The organism is Pseudomonas mendocina (genome assembly GCF_003008615.1).
GTDB lineage: Bacteria > Pseudomonadota > Gammaproteobacteria > Pseudomonadales > Pseudomonadaceae > Aquipseudomonas > Aquipseudomonas mendocina_C.
Map to the genome: position 1 here is coordinate 2,590,513 of NZ_CP027657.1, position 24,988 is coordinate 2,615,500.

Sequence of the window (24,988 nt, forward strand, 5' to 3'; positions counted from 1 at the left end):
ACAGGAACATGCCCATACTGCGTCATCTCGCCCTGTGCGTCGCGCTTGGCAGCGGCCTCGTCACCGGCGCCGCCCAGGCCGCCGAAGAACTTCGCCTGTACAACTGGGGCGACTACATCAACCCCGAGGTGCTGACCCGCTTCACCGCCGAGACCGGCATCAAGGTGTCGCTCGACACCTACGGCAGCAACGAAGAGATGCTGGCCAAGCTGCAGGCCGGCGCCAAAGGCTACGACATCGTCTTCCCCTCGGTGCACATGCACGACACCATGGCCGCCCTCGGTCTGCTGGAGAAGACCGACATCAACCAGGACGTCGCCTTCGCCAATATCGACCCCGCCTTCCTGCGTTCCAAGTCCGACCCCAAGGGCGAATACTGCATGCCCTACGCCTGGGGCAGCGTGGGCATCTTCTACAACAAGAACAAGGTCTCCAAGCCGATCGAGAGCTGGGACGACTTCTTCGCCGAGGCCAAGGCCGGCAAGAAGGTGATCATGCTCGACGACATGCGCGAAACCCTCGGCGTCGGCCTGATCAAGGACGGCAAGTCGGTCAACAGCACCGAGCCAGGCGAACTCAAGCAGGCCGCCGACTGGCTGATCGAACGCAAACCGCTGATCTCCGCCTTCACCTACGACAGCGTGCCGATGGTGCAGTCCGGTGATGCCGCCGCCGCGCACTATTTCGTCGGCGCCATGATGTACGTGAAGCAGGATCCGCAGAACCTCGCCTACGTCATCCCCAAGGAAGGCGCGACGATGTACCAGGAGGACATGTGCGTGCTCAAGAGCGCGCCGAACAAGGCCAACGCCAAGCGCTTCATGAGCTTCTTCCTGCAGCCGGAGATCGCTGCGCTGAACACCGCGCAGCAAATGAACGGCACGCCGAACAAGGAAGCGCTGAAGTTGCTGCCGGCCGAGCTGCGTGACAACCCGCAGGTCAACCCGCCGGCCGAGGTGATGGCCAAGCTGCAGATCTTCGAAGATATCGGCAAGGGTCTGAAGCAGTACGACCGGGTGTGGACGCGCGTGCGTACCGCCAACTGAGTCAGCCTGTGTAGTTAGGTCGCGGCTGAAGCCCCTCCCACAAGTCATGCAATCTGTGGGCAGGGCTCCAGCCGCGACCGCTCCGACCTTCAGTGGAGTCCTCCATGACCGCTTTCACCCAAATCGCGCCGGTGGTCGAGATCCGTGGCGCGGTGAAGCACTACCGTGCGCCGGAAGGGCATCTGGTACGTGCCCTCGACGGCCTCGACCTGGCTGTCGGCGCCAATGAATTCGTCACCCTGCTGGGGCCGTCCGGCTGCGGCAAGACCACGTTGCTGCGTACCATCAGCGGCTTCGAGCAACTCGATGGCGGCGAGCTGCTGATCCAAGGCCAGCCGATGAACCTGGTGCCGCCGCACCGCCGCCCGGTGCACACGGTGTTCCAGAGCTATGCGCTGTTCCCGCACATGAGCATCGGCGACAACGTCGGCTATGCGCTGGATGTGCGCGGCGTCGGCAAGACCGAGAAACGCCAGCGCGTCGGCGAGGCGCTGGAGATGGTCGGCCTGGCCGGCATGGAGCGGCGCAAGCCCGGCCAGCTGTCCGGCGGTCAGCAGCAACGTGTGGCGCTGGCCCGCGCCATCGTCGATCGCCCGGCCCTGCTGCTGCTCGACGAGCCGCTGTCGGCGCTCGACCGCCAGCTACGGCAGGCCATGCAGCGCGAGCTGAAGAACCTGCAGCACGAGTTGGGCATCGCCTTCGTCTTCGTCACCCACGATCAGGAAGAAGCGCTGACCATGAGCGACCGTATCGTCGTGCTCAATGGCGGCCATATCCAGCAGATCGGTGCTCCCGCGGAGATCTACCACCGCCCGGCCAACGCCTTCGTCGCCGGCTTCATCGGCGAGAGCAACCTGTTCGACGTGCACGTCGGCTCGGTCAACGACGGCATCGCCTACCTGCTCGACAGCCAGGGTGACCTGCTGCAGGTGCGCCATCCCGGCCTGAGAGTGGGCCAATACGCCCAGCTCATGCTACGCCCCGAGCAGTTCCACCTGCAGTGCCCCGGCGAGGGTTTCGCCGCGCTGGAAGGACGCCTGGAGCAACTGCTGTTCATCGGCAAGGACTTCGAATTGCTGCTGCGCACCAGCCACGGCCGCCTGGTCAAGGCGGTGCTGCGTGACGCCGCGCCGCAACGCCTGCGCACCGGCGATAGCGTGCAGCTCTGGTATGGGCTTACGGCCGCGCACCTGATCCCCGGAGGTGCCTGATGCCAATGCGCGAGCGCCTGCGCCTGGTCGGCCTGCTGACCCCGGTGACGCTGATCATCGGCGTGTTCTTCCTCGCCCCGCTGACCATCATGGCCGTCTACAGCCTGCTCGAGCCGGGGCTTTACGGCGGCGTCGAGTGGAGCTTCTACCCGGACAACTTCGGCCGGGTGCTGGGCTGGGCCGATGGCGTCAACGAGGAGTTCGATCCGGTCTACCTGGAAATCATCCTGCGCTCGTTCAAGCTGGCCGGGCTGACCGTGCTGGCGACCTTGGCGCTGTGCTACCCGGCGGCCTTCTGGGTGGCGCGTCAGCCGGAGCGGATGCGCAACTTCTGCCTGTTCCTGATCACCCTGCCGTTCTTCACCAGCCTGATCGTGCGCCTCTACGCCTGGCTGCTGATCCTGCGCCCCAGCGGGGTGATCAACACCACGCTGCTGGCGCTGGGCATCCACAACCCGGTGGAGCTGATCTACACCGAGACCGCGGTGCTGATCGGCATGACCTACATCTTCATCCCGTTCATGTTCATGCCCGTCTACGCCAGCGTCGAGAAGCTCGACAAGCGCCTGCTGGAAGCCTCCGCCGACCTTGGCGCGAGCCGCTGGCAGAGCTTCTGGAAGGTGATCTTCCCGCTGACCCTGCCGGGTATCGCCGCCGGCTCGATCATCGTGTTCATTCCCAGCCTGGGTAACTTCATCGTGCCGTCACTGCTCGGCGGCGCGCGCGTATTGATGATCGGCAGCCTGGTCGAGCAGCAGTTTCTCGCCGCGCGCAACTGGCCGTTCGGCGCCGCCCTGGCCATGCTGCTGATGGCCGCGGTGCTGGTGTGTCTGGTGCTCTACGTGCTGGCGCAAGGGCGCAACAGCGCACCGGAGGCCAGCCGATGAACACCTTGCTCGCCAACCTTGGGCGCCGTCTGCTGGGCGGCTACAGCCTGGCCTTCTTCGTCTTCCTGTACCTGCCGATCGGCCTGATCGTCGCCTACTCGTTCAACAGCAACCCGATCAACATGATGATCTGGGACGGCTTCAGCCTGGACTGGTATCGCTCGTTGTTCGGCCTATCCACCAACCTCAGCGAGAACGCGCTGTACGTCGAATCCACCGACCAGTTGCTGGCCGCGCTGCGCACCAGCCTGGTGGTGGCGCTGACGACCACGGCGATCTCCACCGTGATCGGCACGCTCACCGCGCTGGCGATTGCGCGCTATCGCTTCCGCCTGCAGACGTTCTACCGGGTGCTGCTGTTCATGCCGATGCTGATGCCCGACATCGTGCTTGGCATCGCCTTGCTGATCTTCTTCGTCGGCGTCGGCATGCCGCTGGGCAAGGGCTCGATCATCATCGGCCATTGCACCTTCCTGATCAGCTACGTGTTCCTGATCGTCAGCGCGCGCCTGGCCGGCATGGACACGCGCCTGGAGGAAGCTTCGGCCGACCTTGGCGCCTCACCCTGGACGACCTTTCGCCGCGTGACCCTGCCGCAGATCCTGCCCGGCGTGGTCGGTGGCGCTCTGCTGGCGTTCATCATCTCGATGGACGACCTGGTGATCACCTACTTCATCGCCGGGGTGGACTCCACCACGCTGCCGGTCTTCATCTACGGCATGATCCGCCGCGGCATCAAGCCGGAGATCAACGCCATCGCCACCCTGCTGCTGATTGCCTCGCTGCTGATCGCCGCCCTCGGCCTGTACCTGCGCAATCGCAAGCCCGCCACTTCCCAGGATGACTCCCATGGCTAAACCTCGCGCCCGCGAACTCGGCCTGCCGCTGCCCGGCACCCCCGGCCCGTACAACGCCATCACCGACGTGCCCGGCGTGCTGGTCGGCTACCGCACCCTCGATGGCGTGGCCGCCAACGGCCGGCGCATCCAGACCGGCGTCACCGCCATCCTGCCGCGTGGCCGCGATAGCGAGGCGCAGCCGGTATGGGCGGGCTTTCATGCGCTCAACGGCAATGGCGAGATGACCGGCACGCACTGGATCGAACATGGTGGCTACTTCGTCGGCCCGCTGTGCATCACCAACTCGCACAGCGTCGGCATCGTCCATCACGCCGCCGCACGCTGGACGATCCAGCAGTACGCCGATGCCTGGCAGCGCGAGCACCTGTGGGCCATGCCGGTGGTGGCCGAGACCTACGACGGGGTGATCAACGACATCAACGGCCAGCATGTCAGCGAGGCCGATGCCCTGGCTGCGCTGGATGCGGCGCAAGGCGGTGCCATCGCCGAAGGCAACGTTGGCGGCGGCAACGGCATGATTTGCTACGGCTACAAGGGCGGCACCGGCAGCGCTTCGCGCCTGGTCGAAATCGACGGCCAAACCTACACCCTCGGCGCCCTGGTGCAGGCCAACCATGGTCAGCGCGCCTGGCTCAAGGTCTGTGGCGTGCCGGTCGGCGAGCGCCTGGAAGATGAACTGCCAGCCGGGCTGGAGCGCGAGCGCGGCTCGATCATCGTCATCCTCGCCACCGACGCGCCGTTGCTGCCGCACCAGCTCAAGCGCCTGGCCCAGCGCGCCGGCCTCGGCATCGCCCTGGCCGGCACGCCGGGTGGCAACAACTCCGGCGATATCTTCCTGGCCTTCAGTGTGGCCAACCCACGGCCCTTGCCACAGGTGTCGCAAGCGCGGCTGAACCTCGACTACCTCAACGACGAGTGCTTCGACGCCCTGTACCTGGCCGCCGTGCAGGCCACCGACGAGGCGGTGCTCAACGCCATGCTGGCTGCCGAGGATTCTCCGATGCAGAAGCCCGAAGGGACGTGCCGGGCCATCGATGGCGAGCGTTTGCGTGAATTGGTGGTCGGGGTGTGATGCGTAGCCCGGATGCAATCCGGGGACTCGGTATCGCCTGTCTCCCGGATTTCATCCGGGCTACGTGAAGCTGGTCACCGGGTAGGGTGCGCCGTGCGCACCGCCGGTTGCTGGCGTGATGCGGGAAAAGAATGGCGCGTGGATTTTTCGTCGTGTTTATATCCCCGCTTCATCGAATCCACCCGCAATGAAGGACGCCCATGATCACCTGCTACCTGCGCTATATCGTCGACCCCTACAAGCTCAAGGAATTCGAGCACTACGCCAAGCTGTGGATTCCGCTGGTGGAGCGTTTCGGCGGCAGCCATCATGGCTACTTCCTGCCCTCGGAAGGTGCCAACAACGTCGCCCTGGCGCTGTTCAGCTTCCCCAGCCTGGCTGACTACGAACGCTATCGGCAGGACTCCTTCGCCGACGCCGAATGCCAGGCGGCCTTCCGCTATGCCGAAGAGACGCGCTGTATCCTCAGCTACGAGCGCAGCTTCTTGCGCCCCGTGTTCGACTAGCTCGACCCGGTATTTCTGGCCCGCCCTTGCAGCTCTGGCAGCTGAACTAGACTTACAGCTCCCGAGGCCACAGCCAGACAGCAGCCCATGAATATTCGTCAGAAGATGATCGCCAGCGGAGTACTGAGCGTGGCCGTTGCCGCGGGCCTGGGCGCGGTGGGTTTCTGGGGCCAGACCCAACTCAATGGCGCGCTGGCGCAGAACGAGCTGAGCGTCGCCGCGCTGCGCAACCACCTGGAGGGGGACATGATGCACGACGCGCTGCGCGCCGATGTGTTAGCCGCTTTCAGCGTCGAGGCCGGTGATCAGGCCGCTGCCGAGCAGGTGCGCAAGGATCTGCGCGAGCATGCCGACTGGTTCAAGCGTGCCCTGGCCGCCAACGCCCAGTTGCCGCTACCGGCCGACATCCAGCAGGCCATTGCCCAGTCGCAACCAGCGCTCACCGCCTACATCGCCGAAGCCGAGCAGATCACTGAAACGGCCCTGCGCGACGCGCAGGCCGCCAAAGCGGGAATGTCCGAGTTCATGCAGCGTTTCAGCGAGCTCGAAGCCAAGAACGAGGCGCTCAGCAGCCTGATCGAAGAGCAGGTGAGTGCTGCTCACCAGAGTGGTCAGACTGCCGTAAGCCAGGCCTCGGTCTATCTGATCACCGGCATCGTGCTGGTCAGTCTGCTGCTCGGCCTGATCACCTGGAGCCTGATGCGCAGCGTGCTCGGACCGCTACAACGTTCCGTCGACGCTGCGCGCGCCATCGCCAGCGGTAACCTGCGCGGTCGCATCGATGTGGATCGGCAGGACGAGGCCGGCCACCTGCTGCAGGCGCTGGCCGAGATGCAGGGCAACCTCGGCCGGATGATCAGCAGCATCACCCAGAACAGCGAGCAGTTGCAGCACACCGCCCGCGCGCTGACCGGCACGGCCCAACGTATTCTGCAGGACTCGACCCAGCAGGCGGACAGTGCCACGAGCATGGCTGCGGCCATGGAGCAGATGATCCAGAACATCGCCCAGGTCTCCACGCACGCCCACGATGCCAAAGGCATTTCCGCTCATTCCGGGCAACTGGCCGACAGCGGTGGCCAGGTCATCCTCGGTGTGGTCGACGGCATGAACCGTATCGCCGAGGCGGTCACCTCGTCGTCCGAGACGATTACCGAGTTGGGGCGTTCATCCGAGGAAATCCATTCGATCATTCAGGTCATCAAGAGCATCGCCGAGCAGACCAACCTGCTCGCCCTCAATGCCGCGATCGAGGCTGCACGCGCGGGGGAGGCCGGGCGTGGTTTCGCCGTGGTCGCCGATGAGGTGCGCAACCTGGCCGCCCGCACCGCGCACTCGACCCAGGAAATCACCGACATGATCGGGCGCATTCGCAGCAATACCCACCTGGCGGTGGACAGCATGCAGGCCGGTGTGACCCGGGTGAACGATGGCGTGACCCTGGCGCACCAGGCCGGCGATTCAATCAATGAAATACGTGATGGCGCGCAACGCGCCGCCCAGGTGGTGGAGGAGATTTCCCAAACCATCGGCGAGCAGAGCAATGCCAGCAGCGAGGTGGCGCAGCGTGTCGAGCAGATCGCGCAGATGGCTCAGCACAACGCCCAGGCGGTGAACGAGCTGGCGCACTCGGCCGAGGAACTGGAACGGGTGGCGCAGGGCATGCGCAACGCCGTCATGCAGTTCCAGGTCTGAGTCGCCGGATTCAGGCGGGCTGCGCCACGCGCTTCTCGCCCAGCTCCGCCTTGCAGTAGTCGACGAACAACTGCGCCGGTTTGGTCAGTTGTGCGCGCTTCAGCCAGGCTGCGACCAGGCCGGAACCGGTGACGTCCTCGGTGATGTTCACGCACACCACCTGCTTGCCGTCGTAGGTGGTGTTGCAGTGGGGGCGGGTGACCAGCACCGAGAAGCCGAAGCCCTGGCCGACCATGCCGCGCACCATCTCGATGGAGGGCGAGCTGAACACGATGTTCGGTGACAGGCCCAGCTCCTCGAAGATGCTCACGAAGTAGCCCCGGCTCGGCAGCACGTCGAGCAGGATCATCGGGTCGAGCACCAGGTCGCGCAGCGACACTTGTGCCTGGGCGGCGTAGCGGTGGCCTTCGGGCAGCAACGCGTAGGGACGTTGCGGCGGCATCAGCGGTTCGGTCTCGATGGTGCCGTCCAGGTCGTGCTCGTAGAAGATCGCCAGGTCGAAGCGGCCGGCGGTCAGGCCCTGCACCAGCTCGTGCTGCTCGCCGTCGTGCAGACGGATTTCCACGCCGGGGTAGCGCTGGCGAAAGCCGGCGATCAGGCGTGGCAGGTAGAGCGGGGCGACCGTCTCGAAGCAGCCGATGTCGATCTGCCCGGCCACCACGTCGTTGTCGGCCAGGGCGTTCTGTTCGAACTCGTGCGCCATGCGCAGCAGCTCCTGCGCCTTGCGGTAGAAGCGCGCACCACTGGGGGTGAGTGAGACGCCCTGGGCGTGGTGGCGGATGAACAGCTGCACGCCGAAGCTTTCTTCCAGGCCCTTGATTGCTGTGGAGATGGAGGGCTGGGCGATGTACAGCTTGCGCGACGCCTCGGCGACGCTACCGCATTCGACGGTGGTGACGAAATACTTGAGTTGACGCAGGGTGTAGGCAGCCACGCAAGGAACCTCGGTCGATCTTCTTCTGGTTCTCACCATACCCGCAGATCAGGGGGCGGTAGGCGAGCATCTTGTTTGCCAGTGGCCATATTTTTTATGGCCCTGGGCGGGGGATGCCTTGCAAGAGTCGTACTCGGTGCTGATGGCGAGCGTCTGCATGTGGTGGTGGACTGAAGCCCACCCTACGCGCTGAAACGGATCGCCGCCCGGCCCACCCTGCAAGGTGTAGTGCGGGCTGAAATGGTGCGTGGCGTTGGACTGTCTGGTGTGCTTCGCGTCAGGCGTGGCGCGGCCTTGCGGCGCGTCATTGGGTATTTGCACAAGGAGTTGGCGGGCTGCACTACCTTGGTGCGGGTGTGACCATCTTTTTCGTATGTCCCGGCGACATTTTTAATATTTTTCCTATCTTCGGGCTTGCGCCACCATCAGTTCCGCAACCGCCAAACGGTACAAGGGGACTGTGGTGTACGAACTCAGCGACTGGCAGCAACGCGCCCGGCAGCAAGCCTTCATCGAACAGGCCATCATCGGTGGTCGCCGTGTGGCGGCGCAGTCCGGCGCTACCTTCGCGGCCATCAACCCGGCCACCGGCCAGGTGCTGGCGCAGGTCGCCGCCTGTGGCGAGGCCGAGGTCGAGCTGGCCGTGCGCAGCGCCCGCCAGGCCTTCGACGCTGGCGTCTGGTCGCAGCGCTCCCCGAGCGAGCGCAAGCAGGTGCTGCTGCGCCTGGCCGAGCTGATCCTGGCCCATCGCGACGAACTGGCACTGCTCGATTCGCTGAACATGGGCAAGCCGGTGATGGATGCCTGGAATATCGACGTGCCCGGTGCCGCCGGCGTGTTCCGCTGGTACGCCGAGAGCCTCGACAAGCTCTACGACGAAGTCGCGCCCAGTGCGCGCAACGTGCTCGCCACCATCACCCGTGAAGCGCTGGGCGTGGTCGCCGCCGTGGTGCCGTGGAATTTCCCGCTGGACATGGCCGCCTGGAAGCTGGCGCCAGCCCTGGCTGCCGGCAACTCGGTGGTGCTCAAGCCCGCCGAGCAGTCGCCGTTCTCCGCCCTGCGCCTGGCCGAGCTGGCGCTGCAGGCCGGCCTGCCGGAAGGCGTGCTGAACGTGGTGCCGGGGCTAGGCGAGAGCGCCGGCAAGGCCCTTGGTCTGCATATGGACGTCGACTGCCTGGCCTTTACCGGCTCCACCGAGGTGGGCAAATACTTCATGGGCTACTCGGCGCAGTCCAACCTCAAGCAGGTGTGGCTGGAGTGCGGTGGCAAGAGCGCCAATCTGGTGTTCGCCGACAGCCAGGATCTCGACCTGGCCGCCGAGAAGGCCGCCTTCGGCATCTTCTTCAACCAGGGCGAGGTGTGCTCGGCCAACTCGCGCCTGCTGGTGCAGCGTTCGATCCATGACGAATTCGTCGAGCGCCTGCAGGCCAAGGCACGCGACTGGCTGCCCGGCGATCCACTCGACCCGGCCAGCCGTGCCGGTGCCATCGTCGAAGCGCGGCAGACCGCACGGATCATGGACTTCATCAAGGACGCCCAGGCCGACGGCGCACGCCTGGTCTGCGGCGGCGAGCAACTGACTGTAGGCCGCTCGGACAACTTTATCGCGCCGACCATTTTCACCAGCGTAACGCCGAGCAGCCGCCTGGCCCGCGAGGAAGTCTTCGGCCCGGTGCTGGCGGTGCTGCCGTTCGATTCCGAGGACGAAGCCGTGGCCCTGGCCAACGACAGCGTCTACGGCCTGGCCGCCTCGCTGTGGAGCGACGACCTCAACCGCGCCCACCGTGTCGCCCGTCGCCTCAAGGCCGGCACCGTGTCGGTCAACACCGTCGATGCGCTGGACGTCAGCACGCCGTTCGGTGGCGGCAAGCAGTCCGGCTTTGGCCGCGACCTGTCGCTGCATTCGTTCGACAAGTACACCCAACTGAAAACCACCTGGTTCCAACTGCGTCCCTAGGGTGCGCCGCGCACACCGGATGGCTCCCCGGTTTGTAGGGTGCGCTGTGCGCACCAGGTGGAGTTGATCAGATTATTAACGGTGCGCACGGCGCACTCTACACGCCACTGGCGGAGACCTTGCGATGACTGCCCCGAAGCACAGCACATCCGAATACCAGGCACTGGATGCGGCGCACCATATCCATGCCTTCCTCGACCAGAGGGCGCTCAACGAGAAGGGCGCGCTGGTCATCGCCAAGGGCCAGGGCCTGAACCTCTGGGACACGGACGGCAAGCGCTATCTGGATGGCATGTCCGGCTTGTGGTGCACCGCGCTGGGCTATGGCCGCGCCGACCTGAATGCCGCCGCAACGCGCCAGCTCGAAGAGCTGCCGTACTACAACTTGTTCTTCCACACCACGCATCCGCGCGTGGTGGAGCTGTCCGAGCTGCTCTTCAGCCTGCTGCCCAAGCACTACAGCCACGCCATCTACACCAACTCCGGCTCCGAGGCCAACGAGGTGCTGATCCGCACCGTGCGCCGCTACTGGCAGGTGGTCGGCAAGCCGAGCAAGACCGTGATGATCGGCCGCTGGAACGGCTATCACGGCTCTACCCTGGGCAGCACCGCGCTTGGCGGTATGGGTTTCATGCACGAGATGGGCGGCATGCTGCCGGGCTTCGCCCATATCGGTGAGCCCTACTACTTTGCCGAGGGTGGCGACTTGTCCGAAGAAGCCTTCGGCCTCAAGGCCGCCCGCGAGCTGGAAGCGAAGATCCTCGAACTGGGCGCCGAGAACGTCGCTGCCTTCGTCGCCGAACCCTTCCAGGGCGCCGGCGGCATGATCTTCCCGCCGGCCAGCTACTGGGCCGAGGTGCAGCGTATCTGCCGCCAGTACGACGTGCTGCTCTGCGCCGACGAGGTGATCGGTGGCTTTGGCCGTACCGGTGAGTGGTTCGCCCACCAGCATTTCGGCTTCCAGCCCGACACCCTGACCATCGCCAAGGGCCTGACCAGCGGTTACATCCCCATGGGTGGCCTGGTGCTCAGCGGTCGCATCGCCGACGCCCTGGTGCAGGAAGGCGGCGTGTTCGCCCACGGCCTGACCTACGCCGGCCACCCGGTGGCCGCCGCCGTGGCCATCGCCAATCTCACCGCGCTGCGCGACGAGAAGATCGTCGAGACGGTCAAGACCGATACCGGCCCGTACCTGCAGAAACTGCTGCGCGAGACCTTCGAAGGTCACCCGCTGATCGGCGATATCCAGGGCACCGGCCTGGTCGCCGCATTGCAGTTTGCCGAGGACAAGGCCAAGCGCAAGCGCTTCGCCAACGAGAACGACATCGCCTGGCACTGCCGCACCGTCGGCTTCGACGAGGGCCTGATCATTCGCTCCACCCTCGGCCGCATGATCATGGCGCCGGCCCTGGTGGCCACGCATGCCGAGCTGGACGAACTGGTGGAGAAGACCAAACGCGCGGTGGATCGCACTGGGCGTGAGCTGAACCTGATGTGAGCCGAAGGCTGTAGGAGCGGATTCATCCGCGATATCGCGGCTAAAGCCGCTCCCACGAAAAGCCCCCGAAACCGCCCCACAGAGGGCGGCGAAGAATCAGGCGCCGATCCAACGAAGTCGGCCCGTAAACGTGTAATTCGGCCACTGGCCAATCCCTGCCCCACGTAAACCAATAACGAGCCAACAGGCTGTGGGAGTGCTACATGAAATCGTCCTTGCACCACCGTATCGTCCGTTCCTTCGCGTGCACCGCACTGGCTGCCGGCATGGCCGCCACCGCCCAGGCCGGCACCCTGTCCATCGGCCACACCACCTGGGTCGGTTACGGCACCCTGTACCTGGCCCGTGACCTCGGCTACTTCAAGGAAGCCGGCCTCGACCTGCAACTGACCACCATCGAAGAAGCCTCGATGTACATGGCCGCGCAGGCCTCGGGCAAGCTCTCCGGCTCGGCCTCGACCATCGACGAGATCCTCAAGTACCGCTCCAAGGATTTCTGCTTCAAGGCCGTGGCGGCGCTGGACGAATCCCACGGCGGCGATGGCATCGTGGTGCAGAACGACATCGCCGACATGCAGGGCCTCAAGGGCAAGGCCGTGGCGGTCAACGAGGGCTCGGTGTCGCAGTTCTGGCTCAGCTACCTGCTGAAGAATGCCGGCATGAGCATGAGCGATATCGAGGTGCAGAACATGACCGCCGACGACGCCGCCTCGGCCTTCATCGCCGGCCACGTACCGGCCGCAGTGACCTGGGAGCCGAACCTGACCATGGTCAAGCAGAAGGGCAGCGGCAAGGTGCTGGTCGACAGCAGCGCCACGCCCGGCGTGATCGTCGACGTGGTGGCACTGGACTGCGGCGTCATCGAGAAGCAGCCGGAAGACGTCAAGGCGCTGGTCGCGGGCCTGTACAAGGCGGTCGAGTACACCAAGCAGAACCCGGAGAAGGCCTACGAAATCATGGCCAAGGGCGTTGGCGGCTACCTGTCCAATCCCAAGGATCTGGCCGAAGCGGCCAAGGGCGTGAAGTTCTACGACCAGGCCATGAGCGAGAAGCTGCTCGGCACCCCCGGCAAGGCCGGCGACATCGCCGAGATCATCAAGCTGGCCAACGAGACCTGGAGCACCCTGCAGGGCAAGCCCTACGCGGTGAGCTACGAGGATCTGGTGGATACCGCCTTCGTCACGCCGTAACCCTTCTGCGCAGAACGGGCTCTGTGGGAGGGGCTTCAGCCGCGACCGTCGCCGCTGAAGCGCCTCCCACGGTGCCCGCCCCAGCGGCAGAGGGGCCGACTGCGCGTTCAGCTTCTTCAATACCCGCAACACGAGGTGGTTAATGGCCACGCAAAAATCCTGGGTGCAGCGCTGCCTGACCCCGAAAGTCGACCTGCCTGGTCGTTTGGTACTGGGCGCCAGTAGCCTGTGCTGGCTGCTGGTGCTGGGCCTGTGGGCCATCCTTTCTTACGGCGGCGTAGTGCCGTCGATGTTCCTGCCGACGCCGGGCGATGTGATCGCCGCCGGCGTGCGCCTCGCCGGTGATGGCACCCTGAGCAAGCACGTGCTGGCCAGCCTGGAAGTGGTGCTGATCGGCTTCGTCGTGTCGTCGCTGGTGTCGGTGCCGCTGGGCCTGTTGATGGGCAGCTTTCGCATCGTCCAGGCCTTTCTCGAACCACTGGTGAACTTCATCCGCTACCTGCCGGTGACCAGCTTCGTGCCGTTGTTCATCCTGTGGATCGGCATCGGCCTGGAACAGCGCGTGGCGGTGATCATCTTCGGCGTGTTCTTCCAGCAACTGGTGATGGTCGCCGACGTCTCCAAGGGCGTCTCGCGTGATCTGCTCAACGCCAGCTACACCCTCGGCGCCAGCCGCCGCGATGTGGTGCTGCACGTGCTCGGCCCAGCCTCGCTGCCCGGCATCCTCGACACCCTGCGGGTGACCATGGGCTGGGCCTGGACCTACCTGGTAGTGGCGGAACTGGTCGCCGCCAGCAGCGGCCTCGGCTACATCAGTCTGAAGGCCATGCGCGGCTTCCAGGTGGACGTGATCTTCCTCGCCATCGCCATCATCGGCCTGCTCGGGCTGATCACCGACCAACTGTTCCGTCTGCTTCGACTGAGGATTGCCGCATGGGCGCAGTAGCCAAGAAACCCTACATCATGCCGCCGCTCAGCGAGTACGCCGAGGTCGCCGCGCGGCTCAAGGTGGACGACGTCAGCCTGCGCTACCAGTCGCCCAAGGGCGACACCTTCACCGCGCTGGATCGCGTCTCCTTCGAGGTGCCGGATCAGCAGTTCGCGGTGATCGTCGGCCCGTCCGGCTGTGGCAAGTCGAGCCTGCTCTACCTCACTGCCGGTCTCAACGAGCCTACCGAGGGCGAGATCTACGTCGGCGGGCAGAAGGTCGATGGCCCCGGCGCCGACCGTGGCATGGTGTTCCAGGGTTACACCCTGTTCCCCTGGCTGACCGTGCGCCAGAACATCGAATTCGGCCTCAAGCGGCGCAAGCTGCCGGCCAGCGAGATCCGCACCATCGTCGAGTTCTACCTCAACGAAGTGGGCCTGGCCAAGTTCGCCGAGCATTACCCCAAGCAGCTTTCCGGCGGCATGATGCAGCGCGTGGCCATCGCCCGTGCGCTGGCCAACGACCCGCAGATTCTGCTGATGGACGAACCTTTCGGCGCCCTCGACAGCCAGACCCGCCTGCAGATGCAGCAACTGCTGCTGCAGGTGTGGGGCAACAGCAAGAAGACCGTGGTGTTCGTCACCCACGACATCGACGAAGCCATCCTGCTCGCCGACCGCATCTACGTGATGGGCGCGCGCCCGGGGCGGATCAAGGAAATCCTCGACGTGCCCATCGAGCGCCCGCGCACCCTCGACGTGGTCATGGAGCCCGAGTTCATCCGCATGAAGCGGCACATCCTCGGCCTGCTGCATGACGACATGGAAGAGGTGCATTGAGATGGAAGGCAGCTTCGACTACCTCATCGTCGGCGCCGGTTCCGCCGGCTGCGTGCTGGCCAACCGACTGAGTGCCGACCCGGCCGTGCGCGTGTGCCTGATCGAGGCCGGCGGCAGCGACGCCAGCCCGCGTGTGCAGATACCAGCCGGCACCATCACCCTGTACAAGAGCAAGGTGTTCAGCTGGAACTACTTCTCCGCGCCGCAGAAGCACCTCGCCGGGCGCCGCCTGCACACTCCGCGCGGCAAGGCCCTTGGCGGCTCCAGCTCGATGAACAGCATGATCTACATCCGCGGTGACGCCAGCGACTATGACCGCTGGGAGGCCGCCGGCTGCCCCGGCTGGGGCTGGAACGACGTGCTGCCGTATTTCAAGAAATCCGAAGGCAACTGCCTGGGCCAATCGCTGCAGTATCACGGCACCCAGGGCGAGTTGCTGGTGGACAAGCCGCGCGATCCCAACCCGCTGTCCGAGCGCTACATCCGCGCCGCCGAACAGATTGGTCTGAAGCGCAACGACGACTTCAACGGCGGCAGCCTGGAAGGCGTTGGCCTCTATAACGTCACCCAGAAGAACGCCCGGCGCCTGTCCAGCTACCGCGCCTTCGTCGCCCCGGTGCGTAAACGCGACAACCTCGTCGTGCTCACCGGCTGCGAAGTGGAGCGCCTGCTGCTCGATGGCGAGCGCGTCACGGGTCTGGAGCTGCGCCAGAACGGCCAGTGGCGCACCCTGCAGTGCAGCCGCGAAACCATCCTCTGCGCCGGTGCGCTGGGCTCGCCGCATATCCTGCTGAAATCCGGCATCGGCCCGAAGGCCGAGCTGGAGGCGGCCGGCGTGGCCTGCAAGGTCGACCTGCCCGGCGTCGGCAAGAACCTGCAGGATCATATCGACGGCACCCTCACCGTGCGTTCGAAAAGCCCGCTGTCGCTGGGCTTCTCCATCGGCGCGCTGCCGAAGATCATCGCCTCGCCGTTCAAGTACCTGGCGCAGAAGATGGGCTGGCTGACCACCAACTACGTCGAGGCTGGCGGCTTCGCTCGCACGCCGTTGGCGGGCGACCTGCCCGACGTACAGATGCACTTCGTGCCGGGTTATCGCAGCCATCGCGGCCGCCTGTTCGAGTGGGGCCACGGCTACGCCATCCACACCTGCGTGCTGCGGCCGAAGAGCATCGGCGAAGTGCGTTTGGGTGAAGGCCGCAGCCTGAGCATCGACTTCAACTTCCTCAGCGACGAGTCCGATGGCCGCGAGCTGGTCGAAGGGGTCAAGCTGGCGCGGCGCATCCTGGCGCAGCCGCAGTTCGCCGACATTCGTGGCGAGGAGATGCTGCCCGGCCCGCAGGTGCAGAGCGATGAGGAACTGCTGGCGCACCTGCGCGAGAAGGCCGCCACCGTGTTCCACCCGGTGGGCACCTGCAAGATGGGCAGCGACGACGCGGCAGTGGTCACGCCCGAGCTGAAGGTGCGTGGCGTGGCCAACCTGCGCGTGGCCGACGCCTCGATCATGCCGACGCTGATCAGCGGTAACACCAACGCGCCGTGCATCATGATCGGCGAGAAGGCTGCCGATCTGATCCGCCAGGTCTGAGCTTGGCTCAGCCCGTCTTGCGCTTGCTCGCCGACAGGCGCGAGACACCCAGCAGCACCAGCGCCAGGCCGGCGATCTGGTAGAGGGTGATGGCCTCGCCGAGCAGCACCCAGGCGGCGAACAGCGTCAGCACCGGGCCCAGGTTGCCGAACATGGCGGCATGGCTGGCGCCCATGCGCTGCACGGCCAGGGCCAGCCAGTAGATCGGCAGTACCGTCGACAGCAGCGCCATCAGCGTGCCGTACAGCCATACCTCGCTCGGCAGGCTCGCCAGTTGCGTCGGGTCACCGCTGATGGCGTAGTGGATCAGCACCATGATCGCCGAGGAACCGCCAGCCAGCCCCGCCAGGCGCATCGAGCCGACCCGGCGGATCACCACGCCGGTGCCCAGGTAGTACAGGGCATAGGTCACTGCGCTGGCGAACACCCAGGCGGCGCCCAGCAGGATCTGCTCGCTGTCGCCTTCCACGCGGATGTCATGCACCAGGGCGATGCTCAGGCCCAGGTAACACAGACCCAGGGCGAGGAAGGTGCGCGGGCCGGGTCGCTCGCCCATCGCCAGCATCTGCAACAGCAGCACCAGCGTCGGGTAGGTGAACAGGATCAGCCGCTCCAGCCCGGCGCTGATGTACTGCAGGCCGTAGAAGTCGAACAGGCTCGACAGGTAGTAGCCGAGCATCCCCAGCAGCAGAACGTGCGCCCAGTCCTTCGCTGACAAGCGCGCTTGCCCGGTGCCCCGGCTCAGCCACAGCAGCCAGGCGAACAGCGGCAGCGCCAGGCCCATGCGCAGGCTCAGCACGGTGATGGCGTCTACCGGCGCGGCGGCATAGCTGAGTTTGACGAAGATGGCTTTCAGGCTGAAACCGGTGGCCGAGAGCACGGCGAACAGCACGCCGTTGTCCAGGCTGCGGCGGTACGAGGCGGTCATGGCATTCATGAGCAAGGCTACGACAGGGGAGTGAGCTGTTATTCTGGATGGAAAACAAATTGGCTAGAATCGCAAATTCACGAAGATGGCGTTCTGATTTGGAGAAGGCTCTATGCATTTCGACCTGCCCGACCTGCGCCTGATCGCGGCGATTGCCGCCACCGGGAGCCTGAGCAAGGCGGCGGCGACCTTTCCCGTCGCGGTGTCGGCGGCCAGCACCCGCCTGCGCCTGTTCGAGGAGCGCTGCGGGCTGACGCTGTTCGTGCGCAGCAGCGACGGTATGAGCCCGACCCCCGCCGGGCGCCTGGTGCTGGAGGCCTGTCAGGGTGTGTTGAGAGAAGCCCGCCAGCTCAGTGACACCCTGCAGGAACTCAATGGCGAGCGACGCATCACCCTGCGCCTGGCGGCCTCCACGGTGGCCAACAGCACCTTCCTGCCGGCAGCGCTCGGGCCCTTCCTTGCCGATTACCCTGAGGTGGACCTGCAACTGGCCGAGCTCAACAGCCGGGACGTGTTGCAGGCGGCGCGGGAAGGCAGCATCGACATCGGCGTGTACGACGGCAACCTGGCCACCGATGACCTGCTGTCGTTGCCGTTTCGCCACGACCGCATGGTGTTGCTGGTGCCCCATGGGCATGCGCTGAGCGAGCAGCGCCCGGCCTCGCTGCGCAACGCGCTGAGCTACCCCTTCGTCTGCCTGCCGGCGGAACGGGCGATGCAGCGTTTCATCGAGTACATGGCGGTGCGTAACGCCTTGCCGCTCAAGGTGCGCGTGCGCGCACCGAGCTTCGATGCCATCGCTCAGTTGGTGGCGCAGGGTGTCGGCGTGGCGATGCTGCCTGAGGTGGCCGCGACCCGCTTCGCCCAGGAACTGCCGGCGACGGTGGTGATGCTGGAGGATGTCTGGGCCACCCGCGAATTGCGCCTGTGCATGCGCAGCTGGGACGCGCTGTCCTCCCATGCACGGCAACTGGTCAGCTACCTCTCGCCGGAACGGCCAGCCGGCGACAACCTGAGTGCGTGACGTAGGAGCGGCTTCAGCCGCGATGAAACAGCTCGCCGCTAAAGCGCCTCCCACGGTGTGTGGCTTGAGCGGCTGCGCTTCGGTGTTGAGGCGTGCAGTGTTGGAGGGGCTTTCGGCTCGGGCATCCTGCAGCAATCGACAAAGGATCGCCGCTAAAGCGCCTCCCACGGTGTATTGCCTGACCGGCTGTGCTCCGGTGTTGACGCGTGCAATGTGGGAGGGGCTTTAGCCGCTCGCCGCTGAAGCGGCTCCTACGGTGCGTGGTTGAACGGCTGCGCTCCGGTGTTGATGCATGCAGTGTGGGAGGGGCTTTAGCCGCGACAATCGCTGCTCCAGAACCTCCCACCGCGCATCACTTGAAGAACTGGCTAGGCGTCAGGCCAAACTGCTTCTTGAACATGGTGGTGAAGGCGCTGGGGCTTTCGTAGCCCAACTCCCCGGCGATGTCGATGATCTTCTCGCCCAGGGCGATGCGTTCCAGCGCCAGCAACAGGCGCGCCTGCTGGCGCCATTGGCCGAAGGTCATGCCGGTGCCTTTCTGGAACAGGCGCTGGATGGTTTTCTCGTCCAGGCCCAGGCGAGTGCTCCAGTCGGCCAGCGTGGAGGCGTCGCCGGGATCATCCTGCAGCGTCGTGCAGATCGGTTGCAGGCGCGGGTCGGCCGGCTGCGGCAGGTGCAGCGGCAGGGTCGGTAGGATGCGCAGTTCATCGAGGATCAGGCGCATCACCCGCGCCTCGCGTGAGTCCTCGGCGTAGGGTTGGGTGATGCCCACGGCGGCGCGGATCAGCTCGCTCAGCAGCGGCGAAATGGCCACCGCGCGGCACTCGGCGGGCATGTCCGGCAGGCTGTCGGGACGTACGAACATGCTGCGCATCTTCACGCTGCCAACGCAACGGATCGCGTGCACCTGACCGCAGGGCATCCAGATGCCGCGGCTCGGCGGCACCGTCCACTGGTTCAACGCCGAGGTCACCACCATCACCCCGGAAATGGCATAGATCAGCTGGTGCTTGTTGCGGTGCGAGTGCGGCTCGATGACGGCATTGACCGGGTAATCGGTGGCGCTGCTGCTGACCAGCCAGGGGGAGGCGTCGATCTCGGCCAGCAACTTGTCAGGTAAACGCATTGAAAAACTACCTACGTTGGCAATACCGCGTTAAAAACGACCTGGGAAAACGCTGAAGAAGCCGTCTTTACTCGCCGCGCCGGCCCGCCGGGGAATCATCCGGAACCTGCGAACGCCCTGGGCTCCCGCCTTCGCGGGAGTGACGATGAATGACTTTTCACAACCTCCCTGGAAATGCTCATTTACCGCCGTGAAGGCGAACGCGACGCCGAGCGTTCTCAGGTTGTTTGGCCTTGTCTTGCCTGCCTCTGTTCGGGCTTTTTGCTTCACGCAACCTCCTGCATCCATGCAGTCGCCGGCTACGTTTTCCCTGAAGAGTGCCTTTTTTGCGAGGGTTGCTTCCCGATCTTCGTGAGACAGGCGATTGGGCGCAGCCTAGCATAGCGTCGTTCCTCACATCGTCCGGAAGCTTCAAGCATGTCCAGCAGTCCTGCCGCTCCCTCCCTGGCCGGTGCCTCGCCCGTCAGCCAGGCCAGCCCTCTGGTGATGCGCGTGATCGGCGCCTGCGCCCTGGCGCACCTGATCAACGACCTGATCCAGGCCGTGTTGCCTGCCATCTACCCGATGCTCAAGCTCAACTACGGCCTGAGCTTCGCCCAGATCGGCCTGATCACCCTGACCTTCCAGCTCACCGCCTCGCTGCTGCAGCCCTGGGTGGGCTACCACACCGACCGCCATCCCAAGCCCTGGCTGCTGCCGGCCGGCTCGCTGTGCACCCTGGTCGGCATCCTCATGCTGGCCTTCGTCGGCAGCTTCCCGGCGATCCTCCTGGCTTCGGCGCTGGTGGGCATCGGCTCCTCGACCTTCCACCCCGAGGCGTCGCGCATCGCCCGTCTGGCCTCGGGCGGTCGCTACGGCCTGGCGCAGTCCACCTTCCAGGTCGGCGGCAACGCAGGCACCGCCTTCGGCCCGCTGCTGGCGGCGGCCATCATCATTCCCTACGGCCAGGGCAACGTCGCCTGGTTCGGCCTGTTCGCCGCCTTCGCCATTGTCGTGCTGTACGGCCTGAGCCGCTGGTATCGCCACCACCTGACGTTGTTCAAGCTCAAGCAGGGCGGCGTGGCAACCCACGGTCTGTCAGCCGGACGGGTGAAGTTCGCCCTGCTGATCCTGGCGCTGCTGGTGTTCTCCAAGTACTTCTACATGGCCAGCTTCACCAGCTACTTCACCTTCTTCCTGATCGAGAAGTTCGACCTGTCGGTAGCCAGCTCGCAGCTCTATCTGTTCCTGTTCCTCGGCGCGGTGGCGGCCGGCACTTTCTTCGGTGGGCCGATTGGCGACCGCATTGGGCGCAAGCAGGTGATCTGGTTCTCCATCCTCGGCGTGGCGCCGTTCTCCCTGCTGCTGCCGCACGTCGACCTGTTCTGGACGGGCGTGCTGAGCATGCTGATCGGCTTCATCTTGGCCTCGGCATTCTCCGCCATCGTGGTCTTCGCCCAGGAGCTGATGCCGGGCAACGTCGGCATGATCGCCGGGCTGTTCTTCGGCCTGATGTTCGGCTTCGGCGGCATCGGCGGCGCGCTGCTGGGTTACCTGGCAGATATCCACGGCATCGAGGAGGTGTTCCTGATCTGCTCCTTCCTGCCGCTGCTGGGCATCCTCACCGCGCTGTTGCCGTCGCTGAAATCCCGTTAATCGACACGCCGCCACACGCTGGCCAGCCAGGGCTGCTGGTCGCGTGGCAGGCCGGCGGGGCGGTAGTAGTGTTCCAGCTCGACGAAACCGGCCGCCGTGAGCCGCGTGCGCCAGCGTTCCAGGTCGTGGTAGCTGCCGTAGCGCGGGCCGTTCCAGCCTTCCTGATTCTCGCCACGCGGGTTGGAGCTGAACAGCACGCCGCCGGGCTTGAGCGCCGCGTGCAACTGGCCGAGCACGCGCGGCAGCTCCTGGTCCGGCACATGGAACAGGCTGGCGTTGGCGAAGATGCCGTCGAAATGTCCGGCCGGCAGCTCCAGTTCGAGAAAGCCCTGTTGCCATACCTCGCAGCCGCTGTCGGCGCGCGCCATGGTGACGAACTCGGCGCAGCCATCCAGGCCGATGGCGGTATGGCCGAGGCCGCTGAAGGTGCGCAGGTCGCGCCCCGGCCCGCAGCCAAGATCGAGGATGCGCCAGGGCTTTTCGCCCTCGATGTGGCGCAACAGCGCGGCGATGTTCTGGCTCACGTCATGGTCGCGGGTGCCCTCGCGAAAGTCCTCGGCACTGCTCTGGTAGTGGGCCAGGGTGAGGGCACTGATCTGCGCGAGTTCGTCGGGGCTCAGGGGCATGGTGGCGTTCCGGAAAAAGAGAGTGCATTAAACCCGCTTGGCGATGCATGCGGCCAGGGGCGGTATGCCCCTTGTCGCCGGCAATGAACCGCGTACCGCTTGCACAGTCCCATTTCCTGAGGGGTGTAAACCGGCTGGCAGCAGCCGGGCGCCCACAATCAAGGAGATAACGCGATGGTTACGCACTACAAAGTCTCTGGCCACCTCGCCTGTGGCTCGCACGGTGAAAAACTGCCGTCCACCACCGAGCTGGGCAAGGTCAAATGCCGCAACTGCCGCAAGACCGAAGCCTTCACCGAAGCCCGCCGCAATGCCCGTAACGCCGCACGCCGTGCCGCCCGCCGCGAGAAGGCCGCCCGTGCTGTCAACGACTGGCGTACCTCCTGGGAAGCGCGCCTGACCGCCTTGCCGGGCCGTCAGCGATTGCCGCGTGGTTTCGGCGACCAGGCATTCGTCTAGCTGGGTGATGATCGTGGGAGGTACATCAGTCGCGACCCCAAGTCGCTCTGGTTGCCACTGAGGCGCCTCCCGCGATTCGCCTCTACGATTTCTCCACGCCTCCTGGGGTTCGATCTGCGCAACAGGCTGTTCAGACGTTTGCCCCGCAGCGGTACCTTGACGTAGATTGGCCGGCTCACCTCGACCGGCACTGGCCGGTCATGCCTCGAGGTTTCTGCCGTGTCCGCTGTTTCCGTCTACCGCCTTCCTGGTTTCCTGCCGTTTCTCGCTGCACGTCTGATGGCGGTGTTCGCCATGCAGATCCAGGCCATCGTCGTCGCCTGGCAGGTCTACGACATTACCCGCGATCCGCTGTCGCTGGCCTATGTCGGCCTGGCCCAGTTCATCCCGATGCTGGTGCTGCTGATGCCGGCCGGCGACTTGATCGACCGCTTCGACCGCAAGCTGATCCTGATGCTCAGCTGGCTGGTGGAGGCTGTCTGTGCCGGGGCCTTGCTGTGGCTGTCGCTGAGCGAGGCGCCTGTGACCTGGTACTACGGCGTGCTGGTTCTTTACGGCAGTGCACGGGCCTTCACCGGACCGGCGCTGTCGAGCCTGCTACCGCAGATCGTGCCGCGCGAGCGCCTGGCCGCGGCCATCGCCGCCAACAGCATGATCATGCGCGGCGCGACCATTTCCGGCCCGGTGATTGGTGGCGGCCTGTATGCCATCGGTGGTGGCGGACTGACCTACTCGGCCTGCCTGTTCGGCTTCCTCGCCGGGGCTGCGCTGCTGCCGCTGGTGCCGGTGCGCTACGCCGAGAAAATGCAGGCGCTGGAGTCCACCGCCTGGGCACGCTTTACCGCTGGGATCAGCTTCATTCGTTCGCGCCCGATCATCCTGGGCACCATCTCGCTGGATCTGTTCGCCGTGCTGCTTGGCGGCGTGGTGGCGCTGTTGCCGATCTACGCCCAGGAAGTGCTGGAAGTCGGGCCGACTGGCCTCGGCCTGTTGCGCAGTGCCATGGCCATCGGCGAGGTATCGGTCGGCCTGTACCTGAGCATGAAACCGTTCAACCGCCATGTCGGCCTGGTGATGTTCGGCGCGGTGGCGCTGTTTGGTGTGGCCAACCTGGTGTTCGCCCTGTCCAGCCTGTTCTGGCTGTCGTTCGCTGCACTGATGGTGGCGGGCGGCGCGGACATGGTGAGCATGTACATCCGCTCATCCTTGGTGCAATTCTCCACGCCGGACGCCATGCGTGGCCGGGTCAACGCGGTGAACATGCTGTTCATCGGCTCTTCCAACGAGCTGGGCGAATTCCGCGCCGGCACCAGCGCCGCCTGGTTCGGCGTGGTGCCGGCGGCGTTGCTGGGCTGCGCCTGTACGCTGCTGGTGACCGGCGGCTGGATGCTCGGCTTCAAGAGCCTGCGCAAGGTCGACCGCTTCGAGGATGCTTCGCCGGGCAAGGTGGGCTAGCGAGAGTAGGCACCGGGGCAGGAGTGGTTTGGTCACTAACGCGGGTGTCAGGTTTCGCGGCTGAAGCCGCTCCTACGGAACCTGCCTTGTTCCGTAGGGTGCGCCGTGCGCACCGCGCCGGGTGATGATCCTGACTACCCCAACCGCAACAGCGGCCTGAGCTTCAAGCCAAGCACGGTGCCGACCAGGCAGAACAGGCCGAACACCCAGCCCGACGCTGCGCCGGCCATCACCCCGGACAGCAGCGTGCCCACGGTGCAGCCTAGGGCCAGCAGGCTGCCCCAGCCCAGCAGCACGCCGCCGAGCAGGCCGCGTAGCCAGTCACATGGCGCACCGCCGCTGGGGCGGAAATCGCCTGCGGCCAGGGCGCTGGCCCAGGCCGCTATTACCAGGCCAATCACGAACAATCCGTTGTTCGACAGCAGGGTTTCCTTGACCACCGTGGCACAGCCGGAAAAACCGTCGAGTCCTTCCAGGCGTTCGGGTAGCCAGCCCAGGCTATCGGCGCTGGTGCGCGCCAGGCTGCCCAGCTCGGCTGTCACCCCCAGCGGCGCGACGCGAAAATAGGCCAGCACCGCCAACCCGCCGATCAGCACGCCGCCGACCCAGGTCGGCCAACGCGCGCCAAACAGCAGCGGCCACAGTCCCTTGGGCTCGGCTGCTGTGCCCGCCTGGCGATAACGCAGCAGCCAGGCGGCCAGCGCGCCGAGCAGGATCAGTTGCAAGAGCAGCGAACCGCCGTAACCGAACGTGCCCGGCAGCCAGAGCACGGGAGCTTCCTGCAGGGCGGCCAGGTACAGCGGGTTCCAGCTGAGAAAACCGAGGGCGAAACCGAGCAGTGCACCGGCCAGCGTTGCCAGTGAGGCGAAGTGGCCTTCGCCTAGGCGATACAGGTGCGCGCTGATACACGAGCCGGAGATCGCCATGCCGAGGCCGAACACCGTGGCGGCCAGCGCCAACACCCAGCTCAGTGGGCCGATATGGGCGTCCGGTGGCAGGCGCCCACCGCTGGGATCGGGCAGAAAGGCACCGAACACCGCGTGATAACCAATGGTGCCTACCGCCAGGGCGGCGAGCAGACCGAGCAGGCCGTCCGGTACGCGGCGTTCGACGAAGTCGCGGGTGATGCAGAAGAAGCAGAAACGTGAGCGTTGCAACAACAGGCCGAACAGCGCGCCACTGGCCAGCGAATAGCTGAAGGCGCGGCCCTGGTTGCTGCCATCGGAAAGTTGCCAGATGACGGCGAGCAGGGCGACGGTCAGCAGGCCGGCGCAGGCGCTAGGCAGCGTGGCGCGAGGGGAGAGTGTATTGGCTGTCATGGGTTGTCCTTGCCCGACGAAAGCGGCCCTGGGCGTCAGGCCAGGGCCGTGTTTTGCGTGACTGACGCTTGCTCGGTAGGAGCGGCTTCAGCCGCGAAATTCGCGGATAAATCCGCTCCTACAGAACAGCCTCAAGGTAGGGTGCGCCGTGCGCACCGCAGCGCCAGCGCTGCCGTCATTGGTGCGCGCGGCCTAGGCAGCCCCG

Annotated in this window: 23 protein-coding genes; 17 read left to right on the top strand and 6 right to left on the bottom strand. The window is 65.6% G+C overall.

All coding sequences use genetic code 11. From position 1 onward, the window contains the following. Window positions 1–8: 8 nt before the first annotated feature. The 7 genes from C7A17_RS12030 to C7A17_RS12060 all read left to right on the top strand — a co-directional run bounded on the left by C7A17_RS12030 (window position 9) and on the right by C7A17_RS12060 (window position 7,277). Window positions 9–1,046 (top strand): polyamine ABC transporter substrate-binding protein, encoded by a 1,038-nt coding sequence (locus C7A17_RS12030; protein ID WP_106738249.1) that lies wholly within the window; start codon window positions 9–11, stop codon window positions 1,044–1,046. A 104-nt stretch (window positions 1,047–1,150) separates the two neighbouring features. Beyond that, a complete protein-coding gene (locus C7A17_RS12035; RefSeq protein WP_106738250.1) occupies window positions 1,151–2,257 on the top strand; it encodes an ABC transporter ATP-binding protein in 1,107 nt (368 codons plus the stop codon). Continuing rightward, window positions 2,257–3,144: an ABC transporter permease gene (locus C7A17_RS12040; protein ID WP_106738251.1), complete on the top strand. Its 888-nt coding sequence runs from the start codon at window positions 2,257–2,259 to the stop codon at window positions 3,142–3,144. The genes C7A17_RS12035 and C7A17_RS12040 overlap by 1 nt, the downstream gene beginning before the upstream one ends. Beyond that, window positions 3,141–4,001 (top strand): ABC transporter permease, encoded by an 861-nt coding sequence (locus tag C7A17_RS12045; protein ID WP_106738252.1) that lies wholly within the window; start codon window positions 3,141–3,143, stop codon window positions 3,999–4,001. The genes C7A17_RS12040 and C7A17_RS12045 overlap by 4 nt, the downstream gene beginning before the upstream one ends. Continuing rightward, entirely contained in the window at window positions 3,994–5,076 is a 1,083-nt protein-coding gene (locus tag C7A17_RS12050) for a DmpA family aminopeptidase (protein ID WP_106738253.1), read from the top strand. The genes C7A17_RS12045 and C7A17_RS12050 overlap by 8 nt, the downstream gene beginning before the upstream one ends. A gap of 200 nt (window positions 5,077–5,276) precedes the next feature. Further along, complete coding sequence (locus tag C7A17_RS12055; RefSeq protein WP_106738254.1) at window positions 5,277–5,582, top strand: NIPSNAP family protein; 306 nt, start codon at window positions 5,277–5,279, stop codon at window positions 5,580–5,582. An 87-nt stretch (window positions 5,583–5,669) separates the two neighbouring features. Continuing rightward, a complete protein-coding gene (locus tag C7A17_RS12060) occupies window positions 5,670–7,277 on the top strand; it encodes a methyl-accepting chemotaxis protein (protein ID WP_106738255.1) in 1,608 nt (535 codons plus the stop codon). A 10-nt stretch (window positions 7,278–7,287) separates the two neighbouring features. Here the strand turns inward: C7A17_RS12060 and C7A17_RS12065 are convergent, their stop codons facing one another. Beyond that, entirely contained in the window at window positions 7,288–8,211 is a 924-nt protein-coding gene (locus C7A17_RS12065) for a LysR family transcriptional regulator (RefSeq protein ID WP_106738256.1), read from the bottom strand. A 463-nt stretch (window positions 8,212–8,674) separates the two neighbouring features. On the opposite strand from C7A17_RS12065, the gene C7A17_RS12070 reads away from it, so the two are divergent. From C7A17_RS12070 to C7A17_RS12095, 6 genes are all read left to right on the top strand, one after another. Beyond that, window positions 8,675–10,168, top strand: coding sequence for an aldehyde dehydrogenase (locus C7A17_RS12070; protein ID WP_106738257.1), 1,494 nt, complete (start codon window positions 8,675–8,677; stop codon window positions 10,166–10,168). A 124-nt stretch (window positions 10,169–10,292) separates the two neighbouring features. Next, entirely contained in the window at window positions 10,293–11,666 is a 1,374-nt protein-coding gene (locus C7A17_RS12075) for an aspartate aminotransferase family protein (protein WP_106738258.1), read from the top strand. Window positions 11,667–11,869: 203 nt separating this feature from the next. Continuing rightward, window positions 11,870–12,856 (top strand): ABC transporter substrate-binding protein, encoded by a 987-nt coding sequence (locus C7A17_RS12080; RefSeq protein WP_106738259.1) that lies wholly within the window; start codon window positions 11,870–11,872, stop codon window positions 12,854–12,856. 142 nt (window positions 12,857–12,998) lie between these two features. Next, window positions 12,999–13,802 (top strand): ABC transporter permease, encoded by an 804-nt coding sequence (locus tag C7A17_RS12085; RefSeq protein WP_036998886.1) that lies wholly within the window; start codon window positions 12,999–13,001, stop codon window positions 13,800–13,802. Continuing rightward, window positions 13,790–14,623: an ABC transporter ATP-binding protein gene (locus C7A17_RS12090; RefSeq protein WP_106738260.1), complete on the top strand. Its 834-nt coding sequence runs from the start codon at window positions 13,790–13,792 to the stop codon at window positions 14,621–14,623. The genes C7A17_RS12085 and C7A17_RS12090 overlap by 13 nt, the downstream gene beginning before the upstream one ends. A 1-nt stretch (window position 14,624) precedes the next feature. Continuing rightward, on the top strand, window positions 14,625–16,211 hold the full coding sequence (locus tag C7A17_RS12095) for a GMC family oxidoreductase (protein WP_106738261.1): 1,587 nt from the start codon (window positions 14,625–14,627) through the stop codon (window positions 16,209–16,211). A 7-nt stretch (window positions 16,212–16,218) separates the two neighbouring features. Here C7A17_RS12095 and C7A17_RS12100 read toward each other — a convergent pair whose 3' ends face one another. After that, a complete protein-coding gene (locus tag C7A17_RS12100; protein WP_106738262.1) occupies window positions 16,219–17,148 on the bottom strand; it encodes a DMT family transporter in 930 nt (309 codons plus the stop codon). Between the two features lie 103 nt (window positions 17,149–17,251). On the opposite strand from C7A17_RS12100, the gene C7A17_RS12105 reads away from it, so the two are divergent. After that, entirely contained in the window at window positions 17,252–18,163 is a 912-nt protein-coding gene (locus tag C7A17_RS12105; RefSeq protein WP_106738263.1) for a LysR family transcriptional regulator, read from the top strand. 352 nt (window positions 18,164–18,515) lie between these two features. On the opposite strand, the gene C7A17_RS12110 is transcribed toward C7A17_RS12105, so the two are convergent. Next, window positions 18,516–19,289 (bottom strand): AraC family transcriptional regulator, encoded by a 774-nt coding sequence (locus C7A17_RS12110; protein WP_106738264.1) that lies wholly within the window; start codon window positions 19,287–19,289, stop codon window positions 18,516–18,518. Window positions 19,290–19,319: 30 nt separating this feature from the next. Next, window positions 19,320–19,559: a hypothetical protein gene (locus C7A17_RS12115; protein WP_106738265.1), complete on the bottom strand. Its 240-nt coding sequence runs from the start codon at window positions 19,557–19,559 to the stop codon at window positions 19,320–19,322. Window positions 19,560–19,706: 147 nt separating this feature from the next. Between C7A17_RS12115 and C7A17_RS12120 the strand changes: the two genes are divergently transcribed. Further along, window positions 19,707–20,924, top strand: coding sequence for an MFS transporter (locus C7A17_RS12120; protein WP_106738266.1), 1,218 nt, complete (start codon window positions 19,707–19,709; stop codon window positions 20,922–20,924). Here C7A17_RS12120 and C7A17_RS12125 read toward each other — a convergent pair. Beyond that, the gene (locus C7A17_RS12125) at window positions 20,921–21,550 is read right to left on the bottom strand and encodes a class I SAM-dependent methyltransferase (RefSeq protein WP_106738267.1); all 630 of its coding nucleotides are present in this window, start codon (window positions 21,548–21,550) and stop codon (window positions 20,921–20,923) included. The genes C7A17_RS12120 and C7A17_RS12125 overlap by 4 nt on opposite strands. A 174-nt stretch (window positions 21,551–21,724) precedes the next feature. Here C7A17_RS12125 and C7A17_RS12130 point away from each other — a divergent pair, with 174 nt between their 5' ends. Further along, window positions 21,725–22,009 carry a hypothetical protein gene (locus C7A17_RS12130; protein ID WP_106738268.1) on the top strand — a complete coding sequence of 95 codons (285 nt, stop codon included), beginning with the start codon at window positions 21,725–21,727 and terminating at the stop codon, window positions 22,007–22,009. Window positions 22,010–22,228: 219 nt separating this feature from the next. After that, window positions 22,229–23,464 carry an MFS transporter gene (locus tag C7A17_RS12135; protein WP_106738269.1) on the top strand — a complete coding sequence of 412 codons (1,236 nt, stop codon included), beginning with the start codon at window positions 22,229–22,231 and terminating at the stop codon, window positions 23,462–23,464. A gap of 134 nt (window positions 23,465–23,598) precedes the next feature. Here C7A17_RS12135 and C7A17_RS12140 read toward each other — a convergent pair whose 3' ends face one another. After that, window positions 23,599–24,783 carry a YeeE/YedE thiosulfate transporter family protein gene (locus tag C7A17_RS12140; protein ID WP_106738270.1) on the bottom strand — a complete coding sequence of 395 codons (1,185 nt, stop codon included), beginning with the start codon at window positions 24,781–24,783 and terminating at the stop codon, window positions 23,599–23,601. Window positions 24,784–24,988: the final 205 nt, after the last annotated feature.

Coding starts and splice junctions, on each gene's coding strand:
- C7A17_RS12120 (WP_106738266.1), top strand. CDS start 19,707: ATGTCCAGCAGTCCTGCCGCTCCCTCCCTGGCCGGTGCCTCGCCCGTC.
- C7A17_RS12030 (WP_106738249.1), top strand. CDS start 9: ATGCCCATACTGCGTCATCTCGCCCTGTGCGTCGCGCTTGGCAGCGGC.
- C7A17_RS12035 (WP_106738250.1), top strand. CDS start 1,151: ATGACCGCTTTCACCCAAATCGCGCCGGTGGTCGAGATCCGTGGCGCG.
- C7A17_RS12060 (WP_106738255.1), top strand. CDS start 5,670: ATGAATATTCGTCAGAAGATGATCGCCAGCGGAGTACTGAGCGTGGCC.
- C7A17_RS12080 (WP_106738259.1), top strand. CDS start 11,870: ATGAAATCGTCCTTGCACCACCGTATCGTCCGTTCCTTCGCGTGCACC.
- C7A17_RS12100 (WP_106738262.1), bottom strand. CDS start 17,148: ATGAATGCCATGACCGCCTCGTACCGCCGCAGCCTGGACAACGGCGTG.
- C7A17_RS12140 (WP_106738270.1), bottom strand. CDS start 24,783: ATGACAGCCAATACACTCTCCCCTCGCGCCACGCTGCCTAGCGCCTGC.
- C7A17_RS12095 (WP_106738261.1), top strand. CDS start 14,625: ATGGAAGGCAGCTTCGACTACCTCATCGTCGGCGCCGGTTCCGCCGGC.
- C7A17_RS12110 (WP_106738264.1), bottom strand. CDS start 19,289: ATGCGTTTACCTGACAAGTTGCTGGCCGAGATCGACGCCTCCCCCTGG.
- C7A17_RS12130 (WP_106738268.1), top strand. CDS start 21,725: ATGGTTACGCACTACAAAGTCTCTGGCCACCTCGCCTGTGGCTCGCAC.
- C7A17_RS12085 (WP_036998886.1), top strand. CDS start 12,999: ATGGCCACGCAAAAATCCTGGGTGCAGCGCTGCCTGACCCCGAAAGTC.
- C7A17_RS12105 (WP_106738263.1), top strand. CDS start 17,252: ATGCATTTCGACCTGCCCGACCTGCGCCTGATCGCGGCGATTGCCGCC.
- C7A17_RS12040 (WP_106738251.1), top strand. CDS start 2,257: ATGCCAATGCGCGAGCGCCTGCGCCTGGTCGGCCTGCTGACCCCGGTG.
- C7A17_RS12050 (WP_106738253.1), top strand. CDS start 3,994: ATGGCTAAACCTCGCGCCCGCGAACTCGGCCTGCCGCTGCCCGGCACC.
- C7A17_RS12125 (WP_106738267.1), bottom strand. CDS start 21,550: ATGCCCCTGAGCCCCGACGAACTCGCGCAGATCAGTGCCCTCACCCTG.
- C7A17_RS12045 (WP_106738252.1), top strand. CDS start 3,141: ATGAACACCTTGCTCGCCAACCTTGGGCGCCGTCTGCTGGGCGGCTAC.
- C7A17_RS12075 (WP_106738258.1), top strand. CDS start 10,293: ATGACTGCCCCGAAGCACAGCACATCCGAATACCAGGCACTGGATGCG.
- C7A17_RS12090 (WP_106738260.1), top strand. CDS start 13,790: ATGGGCGCAGTAGCCAAGAAACCCTACATCATGCCGCCGCTCAGCGAG.
- C7A17_RS12055 (WP_106738254.1), top strand. CDS start 5,277: ATGATCACCTGCTACCTGCGCTATATCGTCGACCCCTACAAGCTCAAG.